Here is a 14,493-nt window from a genome sequence, read left to right on the forward strand (position 1 = left end):
TGTTCTCACCTCACTGAATTTTTTCAATCCAACCTGATTCAACCTTAAAAGAAGATGCTTCTTTTAAGGTTTGATAATCAATCCCGTCAACGTTTGTTGTCGTTACAAATGTTTGGACTTTCCCTTGAATCGTGTTTAATAAATGAGATTGTCGAAAATCATCTAATTCAGAAAGAACATCATCAAGCAATAAAATAGGATATTCATCAATTTCTGAACGGATTAATTCTATTTCAGCTAGTTTTAATGAGAGGGCAGTTGTTCTTTGTTGGCCTTGTGAACCAAATGTTTGCACATCACGATTATTTACATGAAAGAGAAGGTCGTCTCGATGAGGACCAAATAAGGTCACACCTCTTTCAATTTCTCTTGTTTTTACTTTTGAAAATTTTTCTTCGAATACTTCTACCATTTTCGACAAAACTTGGTCTTCTGATACGTCTACAGAGGGTTTATAGTGAATTTTTAATGTTTCTAAATTCCTAGATATCCCTTTATGTATCGGGATCGCCCAATTTTCAAGCAACTGAATGAATTCGAAACGTTTTGAAATGATTTTCACTGCCGTTTCAATAAATTGTTCAGTTAAAATATCAAGAATCGTCATATCCGTTTGTTTTTTCAGTTGTAAGAGCTTCAAGTAGTGATTTCGTTGCTGTAATATTTTCTGATATTGCCCAATATCATGTAAATAAACAGGGGACACCTGACCGATCTCCATATCAATAAAACGACGCCTTACTTGAGGGCTCCCTTTTACTAAATGGAGGTCTTCAGGCGCGAACATCACTACATTCATATTTCCGATATATTGACTGAGCTTCTGCTGCTCGATATGGTTACATTTTGCTTTTTTCCCTTTTTTTGAAATGACTAACTCCATCGGGATGGAACCGTGTCTTTTTTTGACCCTACCTTCTATTTTAGCATATTCTTCGTCCCAGCGAATAAGATCTTTATCATTTGATGTCCGGTGGGATTTCGCCATCGCTAAAACATAGATAGATTCCATGACATTCGTCTTCCCTTGAGCATTTTCTCCGAGAATAACATTGACCTTATTGTCAAATGGAATTTCTAGTTCTTTATAATTCCGGTAATTTTTCAATTGTAAATGCTCAATATACATCGACGATACATCCTTTTAAAGAATCCACTTAATTAAATAATCTCAAAAGAACCAGCATTTTGAATGGAGATGTTATCTCCAACTCGCAATTTTCTGCCTCTTCTTTGATCCTGTTCTCCATTTACGTAAATCTCGTATTCACTCAAGAACCATTTGGCCATTCCACCAGAATCAATTAATTCTGCTAGTTTCAAGAATTGACCTAATGTTATATAGTCGGTTTCAATTTTGATTTTTTGTATCACCATGTCACTCTTTTCTTCTTTTCGTCTTATTTTTATATTTTACTAAATAAATGGACGGTACACAAAGAAAAGAAAGAGGGGAGGAAAGAGTAGAAAAAAGAAAGCCACCAGCATTGCTGGTGACTCATTATTTTAGTAAGTTCTTACTGGTAAAATCAGTTGTAAAATAGAATCGTCATTAAGTGGACGGATTAAGAATGGTCTCATCGCACCAGTGAAGCTAATTTTGATTTCATGACCTTCTAATGTTTTTAGCGCATCCATGACATATTTTGCACTAAAGGAGATTTTAAGTTCTTCTCCATCAATCGTTTGTGCAATCAATTCTTCAATAACTTTCCCGATTTCAGGTGTGTTAGAAGAGATTTCAATTCCTTTATTTTCTAATGTTGCTAGACGAACGACATTATTTCGTCCTTCACGTGCTAATAAAGAAGCACGGTCTATTGCATGAAGGAAATCCTTTGTATTGACAATAACTTCCGTTTTGTTTTCAGCAGGAATTAATCTTGAAGTATCAGGATAATTTCCCTCTAGTAAACGAGAAAAGAATAATAAGTGCTTTGCCTTAAAGAGTACTTGATTTTCAGTAATGACAATATCAACTAATTCATGATTATCATCTAGAATTTTACTTAATTCGTTCAAGCTTTTTCCTGGAATCACGACATTGAACATTTTATCTGACTCAATTTCAATCTTTGCTTTTCTTAAAGCTAAGCGGTGACTATCTGTTGCAATACAGATTAATTCGCCATTTTCGACCTTCCAGTTTACACCTGTCAACACAGGGCGTGTTTCTGAGGTGGACACTGCAAAAACAGTTTGGCGAATAAGCGCTTTTAGTAAATCAGTTGGAATTTTGAAAGCATCTTCTTCCTCTACCTGTGGTAGACGTGGGTATTCATCTGGGTCTAAACCATTTAAGTTAAACTCTGATTTTCCTGAACGAATCACAATTTGAAGCTGATTTTGTACTTCCATTTCAACAAAGTCAGTCGGTAACTTTTTAACAATTTCACTAAAAAACTTCGCTTGTAGAACGATAGACCCTTTTTCTTTTATTTCTACAATTTCGTCTCCTTCTTCCTCTCTAGGAATGAAAGATTCAATCGAAATATCGGAATCACTTCCTGTTAAAGTTACCCCTTCATCATCAGCGACAATTTTGATTCCAGTTAAAATGGGAATAGTAGTTCTGCTAGTGACTGCTTTCATAACATCTTGAACACTTTGTACGAGGCGATCCCGTTGGATTATAAATCGCATTTGTTTAATCCTCCGTTTGGCATTTTATATATATATTTTTTTAAATATAAAGTAATAGAAGTACTAGTAGGTCCTGTTAGTATGTGGATAACTGCAAAGATCGAAAGGAAACACAGCCTATCCACATGTGGACAGACTGTGTGTAAACATGGTCAAGTTATGCACATTATTCAGACTAGCGCTCATTATATTTTTAAGAGTTCATTAATTTCTTTTATTTGATTTTGAAATTGAATATCTGTTTGGATAAGGTTCGAAATCTTTTCATGAGCATGAATCACCGTTGTATGGTCACGCCCACCAAATTCCTCCCCTATTTTAGGAAGTGAGAAATCAGTTAGTTCTCTTGCTAAATACATGGCAATTTGCCTTGGAAAAGCAACAGATTTCGTTCTTTTTTTTGCTTTAAAATCTTCAAGCTTTACATTAAAATATTCCCCGACTGTTTGCTGAATATCGAGGATTGTGATCATTTTTGGTTTCGAGCTCGGGATAATATCCTTTAATGCTTCAGCCGCCAGATCTGCATTAATATCCTTATTGATCAAAGATGAATAGGCAACAACGCGAATTAATGCTCCTTCTAATTCACGAATGTTGGAGTCGATTTGATTCGCGATATAAAGCATAACTTCATTTGGAATATCTAATCCTTCTGCTTTCGCTTTTTTCCGCAAAATAGCGATTCTGGTTTCCAGATCAGGTGGGGTAATGTCAGTAATTAAGCCCCATTCGAATCGAGAACGAAGGCGATCCTCTAAAGTTGGAATTTCCTTTGGAGGTCGGTCACTAGATATGACAATTTGTTTATTTTCTTCATGCAAAGTATTAAAAGTATGGAAAAATTCCTCTTGAGTTGATTCTTTTCCAGCTAAAAATTGAATATCATCAATTAAAAGGACATCCACTTTTCGATATTTATTACGAAATTCAGCTGCTTTATTATCACGAATGGAGTTAATAAATTCATTCGTGAATTTTTCAGAAGATAAATAAACGACTTTTGCTGAAGGATTATGCTCCAGTACATAATGTCCAATCGCGTGCATTAAATGGGTTTTTCCTAATCCTACGCCTCCATAGATAAATAGTGGGTTGTAGGCCTTTGCTGGTGCTTCAGCTACCGCCAATGATGCGGCATGAGCAAAGCGGTTCCCCGAACCGATAACAAATGTGTCAAACGTATTTTTTGGATTTAACATCGTTAAGGGCAGTTCCGTTTGTTCCTCATCCCTCTGTATCTTCTTCGGAGGATTTGGTAAGTCGACATCATCTTCTTGTTTGTTTTGCGGAATAATAAATTTTACATCGAGTTCTTCTCCAGTAATCTCAAATAATATGCTGGAGATTAGTTCGGAATAACGCTCTTCTAGCCAATCTCTTGCAAATTCATTTGGAGCAGTAACGGTTAACGTGTCTTTTTTGAGAGAATGGGCTGTTGTAGATTTTAACCATGTATCATAGCTTGGTTTACTAATCTTTTTCTCGATACTAGAGAGCGCATTATTCCAAAGATCCGCAATATTTTCCAATCGTTTTCCCTCCTTCTTCCTTAGTGGAACCGATCATGATGAAATAAAAACAAGGCTAATGAGTGCCCAATGCATAAATAAATGTGAAAAATATATTAGAATACGAAATCTAACTGTGGAAAACTATATAATAAGGAAATAAAGTAGGATTTCGACAATATCCACTATATGTGGACAAAGTTTTTCAAGGGGAGTGAATAAACTGTCCACATCATATCCACAATCTGTGGATAAATAAGTTATACACAAAGATCTATCCAAGGTGAAAACACAACTATAATATCAAAAAATACGTTGGTGTGCAATGGTTTTTCTTGTTTTATCCACAACAAGCATAACATGTGGATGTAAATTGTCCACAATGAATTAATGTGTGAAAAAGCTGTCAATATGTATTGTGGATAATAAAGAAACTTGTCGAAAGTTATACACAGCTTGAAATGAAAAAGCGGAATTTGTCAAAATTGCTCTTTCAGAAAAGTTCTTTTTGTTCACAAGATTGTTTTTAGGATAGAAGTAAAATATTGATAAAAAATAATGGTCTTTCTAAATATAGCTTTCCAAATTAAAGGATTTTTTATATTAGGTTGACATTTTTATGGTTTGCTCTATATAATTATTTAGACTGTCTTTAACAGCTATTCCTCAGGGAGGTGTCATATATGAAAAGAACATTTCAACCAAATAATCGTAAGAGAAGTAAAGTTCATGGATTCCGTAGTCGTATGAGCTCTGCAAACGGACGTAAAGTTCTAGCTCGTCGTCGTCAAAAAGGAAGAAAAGTATTATCTGCTTAGGCCACTGAATAATCAGTGGTCTTTTTTCTCATTATTACGAGGTTTTTTATTTAGGAGACTTAGGTTTAGAGATAAGATGCTACATTGAAGTAATCCGTTTATTTTCTTGATTTGACGTATAGATCTATTGTTGTAAGATGATAATCTTAACGTATAACATGGATATTTTTCTCGACGAGAAAGTCGATTTGAAGGTGAGAAAGTGAAGAAAGAGAATAGAGTAAAGAAAAATAAAGAATTTCAAGAAATTTTTAAAAAAGGGAAGTCTTTTGCAAATCGTCAGTTCGTCGTTTACTCTTTAAAAAGACCGGGACAGGCTCATTTTCGAATTGGTCTCTCGGTTAGCAAAAAGTTAGGAAATGCGGTCACAAGAAATCAAATTAAACGATACATACGCCAGGCGATTTTAGAGCTTGAGGAAGAATTACAGAATGAATACGATTATATTATCATTGCGAGAAAACCAGCTGCTGATATGAATTTCTTTGAAGTGAAGAACAGTTTAATTCATGTTCTTAAGATATCAAAGGTTCTTAAATGGAAAAAAACAAACTCCCGCTCATAATTTTTAAAGAAGGCATATTTTTCTACAGCATTGACTATCAAAAGATGGTACAATACTCTTGATTCGTTTAAAAATAGACCGTTTTCATAGAGAAGTTATTTAAAATGAATTTGAATTAAATCGATTTCACTCCAGTTGAAGGGAAATCGGGACAAGCAATTCCGACTTCTTATCAAACTAAAATGAAATGGATTAAATGAATATAGTTTTTATAAGGAGGAAATAACGGTTGAAGAAGAGAATGTTTCTTATAATCGGATTGATCTTACTAACGACGCTATTAACAGGGTGTACGGAGTACAATCAACCGATCACTTCCGAAAGTGAAGGTTTTTGGAATGAGTATATCGTCTATCCATTATCAAAATTTATCATAGTGGTAGCAGATTTCACTGGTGACTATGGGTTGTCAATTATTATTGTAACGATTTTAATTCGTCTATTAATTTTGCCATTAATGATTAAGCAAACGAAGAGCTCAAAGGCAATGCAAGCAATTCAACCAGAAATGCAAGCGTTGAAAGAAAAGTATAGCTCTAAGGATCAAAAGACACAGCAAAAGCTGCAACAGGAGACAATGGCATTATTCCAAAAGCACAGTATTAATCCATTAGCAGGTTGTTTTCCTATTTTGATTCAAATGCCAATTCTTATTGGATTTTACCATGCTATTTCGAGAACGAGAGAAATTGCAGAGCATAACTTTCTTTGGTTCGATTTAGGTTCTCCAGATCCGATATATCTATTACCACTAATTGCAGGGGTCACAACTTTCATTCAACAAAAAATGATGATGGCAGGTACAGCGAATCAAAATCCACAAATGGCGATGATGCTTTGGTTAATGCCAATCATGATCATTGTTTTTGCGATTAGTTTCCCAGCTGCATTATCACTATATTGGGTTGTCGGTAACTTGTTTATGATCGTCCAAACCTATTTTATTAAAGGTCCAGATTTGAAAGCACAGAAAGAAACTGGTAAAGCGGGAGGAGCAAAAAAGTGAAACAGGTAACTGCTACAGGACAAACTGTCGAAGAAGCAGTAAAATCGGCTTTAGCTCAACTAGAAACAACAGAAGACCGCGTAGAAGTATCCATTATTGATGAAGGTAAAAAAGGGATTTTTGGCTTTGGTTCTAGACCAGCTGTCGTAAAAGTGACGGCAAAGATGGATCCAGTTGAAGAAGCCAAACAATTTTTAACAGATGTAAGTGAAAAAATGGGTGTCGATGTTCAAATTGAAGTGTTAAGAGAAGGAAAGCAAGTCCAATTCATCCTCTCAGGAGATAAAATTGCTCTGTTAATTGGAAAAAGAGGACAAACTTTAAATTCTCTGCAATATTTGACACAACTCGTTATCAATCGTTTTTCGGATCAGTATTTCCATGTATTATTGGATGCGGAAGATTATCGAAAGAGAAGAAATGAAACATTGGTTCATTTAGCTGAGCGTCTCGCTCAAAAGGCACTTAAATCAGGGAAAAAGGTTGCTTTAGAACCGATGCCATCCTACGAACGAAAAGTGATTCATACCGCTTTAATGGAAAATGGACGCATCAAAACCTATTCCGATGGTGTCGAACCAAATCGACATATTGTTATTTCACCAGTTAAATAAAAATGAAATTTTAAGCACTATACTCAAATCAATGAGTATAGTGCTTTTTTATGTTCTAAAGTTCTTATACACTCGGTGTAATTTGGTTTTATTGTTATTCACATGTGGATAAGTTAAAATAAGCGTAGTTAAATGTGTGAAATCGTAAAATGTGGATAACTAAGCGATAATGCTTTATCCACAGATAAGCCTATGGTATTCTATAATTTTGGATGTAGTTTATAAATTATTTTGTGTTGTGAAAGAGGTGTTAAGGATGCAATTAGATACGATCGCAGCAATATCAACTCCAATGGGCGAGGGAGCAATTGCTATTGTAAGATTAAGTGGTGATAGGGCCATTGAAATTGCTGGAACCTTATTCCGAGGAGTTGGTGGGAAAAAGCTAACCGATGTTGCATCCCATACCATTCATTATGGACATTTACTTGACCTGAGAACGAAGGAAGTAGCAGAGGAAGTAATGGTTTCCGTAATGAAGGGACCAAAAACATTTACAAAAGAAGATGTGATTGAAATAAATTGTCATGGTGGGCTCGTATCGGTTAATCGAGTATTGCAGCTTGTATTAAATGCAGGAGCAAGATTAGCAGAACCAGGGGAGTTCACAAAGAGAGCGTTTTTAAATGGGCGAATCGACTTATCACAAGCGGAAGCAGTGATGGATCTCATACGAGCGAAGACAGACCGCGCAATGAATATCGCTTTAGGACAAATGGATGGAAGGTTATCAAGGCTTATTCAAAAGCTTCGCCAGGAAATATTAGAAACATTGGCTCATGTGGAAGTCAATATTGATTACCCTGAGTATGATGATGTGGAGGAAATGACCCATCAGCTACTGATAGAAAAAGCTAGTTATGTGAAAAAGGAAATTGAAAAACTTCTACAAACTTCACAACAGGGGAAGATATTAAGAGAAGGACTTTCAACTGTCATTGTCGGACGTCCAAATGTTGGTAAATCTTCTTTATTAAATAGCTTAGTTCAAGAAAATAAAGCAATTGTTACAGATATACCTGGAACGACTCGTGATGTCATTGAGGAATATGTCAATGTGAGAGGGGTTCCTTTAAGACTCTTAGATACAGCGGGAATCCGTGAAACAGAAGATATTGTCGAGCGAATCGGTGTCGAACGCTCTAGACAGGTTTTAAAAGAAGCCGATTTGATTCTTTTGGTTTTAAATTATGCCGATGAGTTTACGCCAGAAGATGAGAATATATTTAAAGCAGTGGAAGGAATGGATGTCATCGTCATTGTGAATAAGACGGATCTTCCACAAAAGATTGATCTCGATCGAGTAAAGGGATTAGCGAAGGACCATAAGCTTGTTACGACCTCTTTATTGGAGGACGTTGGAGTCGATGAATTGGAAGAGGCAATTGCGTCACTTTTCTTCGCGGGCTCGATTGAGGCAGGGGATATGACCTATGTTTCCAACAGTCGTCATATCGCTTTATTAAATCAATCACTTCATTCAATAGAAGAATCAATTTCAGGAGTTGAAGCGGGTGTTCCGATCGATATTGTGCAAATTGATTTAACCCGAACATGGGAACTACTCGGCGAAATTATTGGGGAAAGTGTACATGAAAGCTTAATTGATCAGTTATTCTCCCAGTTCTGTTTAGGGAAATAACTTGATATATACGATTTGGAGGAGGCAGCGTGATGCAATACGAGGCTGGAAATTATGATGTCATCGTCATTGGTGCTGGCCATGCTGGTGCAGAAGCGGGATTAGCAGCCGCACGCCAGGGTGCAAAGACATTAGTATTAACAATAAATTTAGACATGGTTGCGTTTATGCCGTGTAATCCTTCTGTTGGGGGTCCAGCAAAGGGAATCGTTGTAAGAGAAATCGATGCTCTTGGTGGGGAAATGGGTCGGAATATTGATAAAACCTATATTCAAATGCGCATGCTGAACACGGGTAAAGGACCTGCTGTTCGAGCGTTACGTGCGCAAGCGGACAAGTTTGCCTATCAACATGAAATGAAAAAAACGATGGAAAATGAGCCAAACTTGACTCTTGTTCAAGGAATGGTTGAAGAATTGATCATAGAAGATGATACATGTAAAGGGGTTATCACAAAAACGGGTGCTACTTACTTTGCGAAAACAGTCGTAATCACAACTGGAACCTTTTTACGTGGGGAAATTATTTTAGGAGAACTGAAGTATTCAAGTGGCCCGAATAATCAACAGCCTTCGATAAGATTATCTGAACATCTTGAACAATTAGGTTTTGATTTAGTTCGCTTTAAAACTGGTACACCTCCAAGAGTTAATAGTCACACGATTGACTATAGTAAAACAGAGATCCAACCAGGGGATGATGTACCACGAGCATTCTCTTATGAAACAACGAAATTTATTACTGAGCAGCTTCCATGCTGGCTCACATACACGAATGAAAAGACCCATCAAATTATTGATGATAATTTACATCGTTCTCCCATGTATTCAGGCATGATTAAAGGAACAGGACCACGTTATTGTCCTTCCATCGAAGATAAAGTAGTTCGCTTTAATGATAAGCCAAGACATCAGCTTTTCTTAGAGCCTGAAGGGAAAAATACGCAAGAGGTATATGTTCAAGGACTTTCGACAAGCTTACCAGAGGACGTTCAGCAAAAAATTCTTCATACGATTCCTGGCTTAGAAAATGTGCAAATGATGAGAGCGGGATATGCCATCGAATATGATGCCATTGTACCGACACAATTATGGCCAACGCTAGAAACAAAGAAAATCCAAAATCTTTATACAGCTGGCCAAATTAATGGAACGTCAGGTTATGAAGAAGCAGCCGGTCAAGGACTTATGGCTGGTATAAATGCGGGAAGAAGGGCACTTGGCAAGGAAGAAGTAATCTTAAGCCGCTCTGATGCTTATATTGGTGTCCTTATTGATGATTTAGTAACAAAAGGGACTAATGAGCCGTATCGATTGCTCACATCCCGTGCCGAATATCGCCTCCTTTTAAGACATGATAATGCAGATTTACGATTAACCGATATTGGTTACAAAATTGGCTTGATTAGTGAGGAGCGCTATGAGAAATTTTTAAGCAAAAAGGCAGCGGTTGAAGCGGAGAAAGAAAGATTAAAGTCGATCAGAATTAAGCCAAAGCCAGAGGTTCAAGAACTGATCAAAAGCCAAGGTGGCAGTGAATTGAAGGATGGCATTATGGCTAATGACTTATTAAAGAGACCTGAAATGTCCTATGAACATATTGAAACAATCGTTCCGAGTGAAGTTGAGCTTGATGATGAGGTTAAAGAACAGGTCGAAATTCAAATTAAATACGAGGGTTATATTGAAAAATCCCTTCAGCAGGTAGACCGTCTGAAGAAAATGGAGAATAAGAAAATCCCTGTTGATATTGATTATGACGCCATTAGTGGCCTCGCTTCAGAAGCGAGACAGAAGCTGAAAAAAGTGCTCCCTCTATCGATTGCACAGGCGTCACGTATATCTGGTGTAAATCCAGCCGATATTTCCATTTTACTTGTTTACTTAGAACAAGGAAAAATTGCAAAAGTATCAAACGAGTAAACTCTTTTCGCAAGAAACGAGTAAAATAATTCATTCACACGGTGGAACCTTTCTAAGAGGTTCCACTCTTTACATAGAAGCTATTCTCCCTAAATGTGGGGTGAATGTAAAGTTAGAAAGGGATGACCTATGAAAACAGAACAATTTCAAGAAATGCTTTTGGAAAAAGGAGTAACACTTTCCTCTGAACAATTAGCTCAGTATGAAACGTACTATCATACATTGGTTGAGTGGAATGAAAAGATGAATTTAACAGCAATAACGGAGAAAGAAGATGTGTATTTAAAGCACTTTTATGATTCGATTACGGCTGCTTTTTATTATGACTTTAATCGTTCTATTTCGCTTTGTGATGTAGGAGCAGGTGCTGGTTTCCCTAGCCTTCCGATCAAGATCGCTTTTCCTGAACTACGTATTACGATCGTCGATTCTTTAAATAAAAGAATTACGTTTCTAGAGCATTTAGCGAAACAATTAAAGCTAGAAAATGTTCGCTTCATTCATGATCGCGCTGAAACATTTGGACAGAACAAGGAACATCGAGAAGCTTATGATATGGTCACAGCAAGAGCTGTTGCTCGTCTTTCTGTCCTAAGTGAGCTTTGTCTACCTCTTGCGAAAGTAGGCGGGACTTTCATTGCTATGAAGGCAGCCAGTGCGAAAGAAGAGATTGATGCAGGGAAAAAGGCGATTACCACATTAGGTGGAAAAATAGAAGAGCTCCACTCTTTTCAATTGCCGATTGAAGAAAGTGAAAGAAATATTGTCATCATTAAAAAAGAAAAGCCTACACCTAAGAAATATCCGAGAAAACCTGGTGTTCCAAATAAAACACCGATCGAATAGCCTCGAAAATTAAATTGCATCATAATAGGGGAGTACCTTTTTTGGTAGAAATGTGGCATAATTTTTAGTAGAGCAAAATTGGTTCATCTCATAGATTTACTGCAGGAATTATTCTTTTTATAGAGAATGTATTAGTTAGGGAGTTTCGTAAAGGTGGTGCAAGGTGATGAAGCAATCTTTCTCACGCTTTTTTGGCCTAGGCGAAAAGGAAGACCAAATGGAAACAGAAACAGATATAGGGGAATCTACTGAATTTGTAGAGGAAAACGTTAGAGAAGCGATCCATCAAATCCCCATAGATGATATTGTGCCAAATCGTTTTCAACCAAGAACGTTTTTTGATGAAGATAAGATCGATGAACTATCTCGTACGATTCATACTCATGGCATCATTCAACCGATTGTTGTGAGAGAATATGAAGCAGGAAAGTTCGAAATTATCGCTGGTGAACGTAGATGGAGAGCGATGAAGAAGCTTGGCTGGGATACGGTTCCAGCGATTATAAAGCAAATGAATGATACGGAAACAGCCTCTGTCGCATTAATAGAGAATTTACAAAGGGAAGAGCTTTCTCCAATTGAAGAGGCGATTGCCTATGGAAAGCTACTAGAGTTACATAATTTAACTCAAGAAGCGCTTGCCCAACGATTAGGAAAAGGTCAGTCCACCATTGCGAATAAACTTCGCTTGTTGAAATTGCCGCAAGAAGTTCAAGATGCCATATTAGCAAAAGTCATTACAGAGCGTCATGCTCGCTCGCTCATTCCGTTGAAAGATCCGGAGAAACAAATCAAATTGCTAGCAGAAATTATCGAAAAGAATTTAAATGTGAAGCAAACGGAAGAACGGGTCGTAAGACTGCTTGAACAACCAAAAGATAAAGCGAAGCCACAGAGAAAGGCTTTTAGCAAGGATATGAGAATTGCCGTTAATACAATTAGACAATCCTTATCCATGGTGTCGGACAGTGGGATTAATTTAGACTCTGAAGAAGAAGAGTTTGAGGAATATTATCAATTTACAATCAAAATTCCGAAGAAGAAATAATATCATACTTTCATCTAATGAGAAATTAAACGTTCAGTTTAGTTTCTCTTATTTTTGTTTAAAAGCAAAATGTGACTTAATAAAGGTTTGATAAATTTAAAAATAGATTCTGGAAATGAAAAAAAATGATACTCTATTATTTTTCATGATAAAATAGAATACATGATTGCTAGTTTATGTATTTTTGTTGAGCAAATTGAACAAAACGTACAAACAGCTAATGGAAATGAAGGTAGGTGTTACCGTGGGCAAAATAATATCAATTGCAAATCAAAAAGGAGGAGTTGGCAAAACGACTACCTCTGTTAATTTAGGTGCCTGCTTAGCATATATAGGGAAAAAGGTATTAATGGTGGATATCGATCCTCAAGGGAATGCCACAAGTGGTGTCGGACTTGAAAAAGCGGATATTGATCAATGTGTCTACGATGTTTTAGTAGAAGATGTTGAGGCCATTAAGGTGATTCGTCCTACAGGAGTCGAAAATCTTGATGCCATTCCAGCGACGATTCAATTAGCTGGGGCAGAAATTGAACTCGTTCCAACTATTTCAAGAGAGGTTCGCTTGAAACGTGCATTGGAAGAAGTAAAGGATCAATATGATTACATCATCATCGATTGTCCTCCATCCCTAGGACTCCTCACATTAAATGCATTGACTGCTTCGGATGCAGTTTTGATTCCAGTGCAATGTGAATATTATGCTTTAGAAGGATTAAGTCAATTACTCAATACAGTTAGACTTGTACAAAAGCATTTAAATCATGACCTGAAAATTGAAGGTGTTCTTTTAACAATGCTTGATGCACGGACAAACTTAGGATTACAGGTTATTGAAGAAGTGAAGAAGTACTTTCAGGATAAGGTTTACCAAACGGTTATCCCAAGAAATATTCGTTTAAGTGAAGCACCGAGTCATGGGGAGCCAATTATTATATATGATCCGAAATCTAGAGGTGCGGAAGTATATTTAGATTTAGCAAAGGAAGTGGCTGTACATGGCTAAAGGATTAGGAAAAGGACTAGATGCTTTTTTTGCTAATATGGAGCCTGAAAAGGATGAGGCTGTAAGAGAAATTAGCTTGAAGGAGCTTCGTCCGAACCCTTATCAACCACGAAAAGTCTTCGATAAAGAAGCAATTGAAGAATTGAAGAATTCGATTTTAGAACACGGGATATTACAACCGATTATTGTTCGAAAGAGTATTAAAGGATACGAAATTGTTGTCGGGGAAAGACGCTTTAGGGCAGCGAAGGAAGCAAAACTTGAAACAGTACCGGTCGTTGTTCGTGAACTTTCAGAGCAGCAGATGATGGAATTAGCGGTTTTGGAGAATTTACAACGTGAAGATTTAACTCCGATTGAAGAAGCTTCAGCTTACCAACTGTTAATGGAGAAGTTGAAGGTTACTCAGGAGCAACTGGCAAAAAGGTTAGGGAAAAGTCGACCTCATATCGCCAACCATATTCGCTTGCTTTCTTTACCACCTCAGATTCAAGAACTTATTTCTGATGGAAAGATTTCAATGGGGCATGGTCGAGCACTTCTTGGTCTTAGAAAGAAAGAAAAGCTTCCACTTCTAACTGAAAAAGTAATGAAGGAAGGTTTAAACGTTCGCCAATTAGAGCAATTAATTCAAGACATAAACGAAAATGTTTCACGTGAAACAAAAAAGGCAAAACCAGAAAAAAATGTTTTCATTCGTACACAGGAATCTTACCTTCGTGAACGATTTGGGACAACCGTGAATATTAAACAAAATAAAAATAAAAAGAAGGGGAAAATCGAAATTGAGTTTTTCTCTGGCGAAGATTTAGAAAGAATTCTTGAATTGTTGGAAACGGATCAATCTTCATAAAGCCATCTTTGGATGGTTT

Annotated in this window: 14 protein-coding genes; 10 read left to right on the forward strand and 4 right to left on the reverse strand. The window is 36.7% G+C overall.

Annotation, left to right across the window (positions count from 1 at the left end; genetic code table 11):
* Positions 1–10: 10 nt before the first annotated feature.
* From recF to dnaA, 4 genes are all read right to left on the reverse strand, one after another.
* Positions 11–1,129 carry a DNA replication/repair protein RecF gene (recF, locus tag AA0X71_RS00425; protein ID WP_413357987.1) on the reverse strand — a complete coding sequence of 373 codons (1,119 nt, stop codon included), beginning with the start codon at positions 1,127–1,129 and terminating at the stop codon, positions 11–13.
* Between the two features lie 32 nt (positions 1,130–1,161).
* A complete protein-coding gene (gene yaaA / locus AA0X71_RS00430; RefSeq protein WP_413362418.1) occupies positions 1,162–1,374 on the reverse strand; it encodes a S4 domain-containing protein YaaA in 213 nt (70 codons plus the stop codon).
* Positions 1,375–1,506: 132 nt separating this feature from the next.
* Positions 1,507–2,643, reverse strand: coding sequence for a DNA polymerase III subunit beta (gene dnaN / locus AA0X71_RS00435; protein WP_413357989.1), 1,137 nt, complete (start codon positions 2,641–2,643; stop codon positions 1,507–1,509).
* Positions 2,644–2,828: 185 nt separating this feature from the next.
* Positions 2,829–4,175: a chromosomal replication initiator protein DnaA gene (gene dnaA / locus AA0X71_RS00440; RefSeq protein ID WP_413357991.1), complete on the reverse strand. Its 1,347-nt coding sequence runs from the start codon at positions 4,173–4,175 to the stop codon at positions 2,829–2,831.
* 662 nt (positions 4,176–4,837) lie between these two features.
* Here dnaA and rpmH point away from each other — a divergent pair.
* The 10 genes from rpmH (at position 4,838) to AA0X71_RS00490 (ending at position 14,474) form a co-directional block, all read left to right on the forward strand.
* Positions 4,838–4,972: a 50S ribosomal protein L34 gene (rpmH, locus tag AA0X71_RS00445; RefSeq protein WP_413357994.1), complete on the forward strand. Its 135-nt coding sequence runs from the start codon at positions 4,838–4,840 to the stop codon at positions 4,970–4,972.
* A gap of 202 nt (positions 4,973–5,174) precedes the next feature.
* The gene (gene rnpA / locus AA0X71_RS00450; RefSeq protein ID WP_413357996.1) at positions 5,175–5,537 is read left to right on the forward strand and encodes a ribonuclease P protein component; all 363 of its coding nucleotides are present in this window, start codon (positions 5,175–5,177) and stop codon (positions 5,535–5,537) included.
* Between the two features lie 229 nt (positions 5,538–5,766).
* Positions 5,767–6,543: a YidC family membrane integrase SpoIIIJ gene (gene spoIIIJ / locus AA0X71_RS00455; protein ID WP_413357998.1), complete on the forward strand. Its 777-nt coding sequence runs from the start codon at positions 5,767–5,769 to the stop codon at positions 6,541–6,543.
* Positions 6,540–7,157 (forward strand): RNA-binding cell elongation regulator Jag/EloR, encoded by a 618-nt coding sequence (jag, locus tag AA0X71_RS00460; protein ID WP_413358000.1) that lies wholly within the window; start codon positions 6,540–6,542, stop codon positions 7,155–7,157. Before spoIIIJ ends, jag begins: the two co-directional genes overlap by 4 nt.
* 256 nt (positions 7,158–7,413) lie before the next feature.
* Positions 7,414–8,799: a tRNA uridine-5-carboxymethylaminomethyl(34) synthesis GTPase MnmE gene (gene mnmE, locus AA0X71_RS00465; RefSeq protein WP_413358002.1), complete on the forward strand. Its 1,386-nt coding sequence runs from the start codon at positions 7,414–7,416 to the stop codon at positions 8,797–8,799.
* A gap of 32 nt (positions 8,800–8,831) precedes the next feature.
* Positions 8,832–10,721, forward strand: coding sequence for a tRNA uridine-5-carboxymethylaminomethyl(34) synthesis enzyme MnmG (mnmG, locus tag AA0X71_RS00470; protein ID WP_413358004.1), 1,890 nt, complete (start codon positions 8,832–8,834; stop codon positions 10,719–10,721).
* A gap of 129 nt (positions 10,722–10,850) precedes the next feature.
* Positions 10,851–11,567 carry a 16S rRNA (guanine(527)-N(7))-methyltransferase RsmG gene (gene rsmG, locus AA0X71_RS00475; protein WP_413358006.1) on the forward strand — a complete coding sequence of 239 codons (717 nt, stop codon included), beginning with the start codon at positions 10,851–10,853 and terminating at the stop codon, positions 11,565–11,567.
* Between the two features lie 166 nt (positions 11,568–11,733).
* Complete coding sequence (noc, locus tag AA0X71_RS00480; protein WP_413358008.1) at positions 11,734–12,615, forward strand: nucleoid occlusion protein; 882 nt, start codon at positions 11,734–11,736, stop codon at positions 12,613–12,615.
* A 244-nt stretch (positions 12,616–12,859) separates the two neighbouring features.
* Entirely contained in the window at positions 12,860–13,621 is a 762-nt protein-coding gene (locus tag AA0X71_RS00485) for a ParA family protein (protein WP_413358010.1), read from the forward strand.
* Positions 13,614–14,474: a ParB/RepB/Spo0J family partition protein gene (locus AA0X71_RS00490; RefSeq protein WP_413358012.1), complete on the forward strand. Its 861-nt coding sequence runs from the start codon at positions 13,614–13,616 to the stop codon at positions 14,472–14,474. The genes AA0X71_RS00485 and AA0X71_RS00490 overlap by 8 nt, the downstream gene beginning before the upstream one ends.
* The last annotated feature ends 19 nt before the right edge of the window (positions 14,475–14,493 follow it).

It is taken from the genome of Robertmurraya phoenicis (assembly GCF_047302285.1).
GTDB lineage: Bacteria > Bacillota > Bacilli > Bacillales > Cytobacillaceae > Robertmurraya.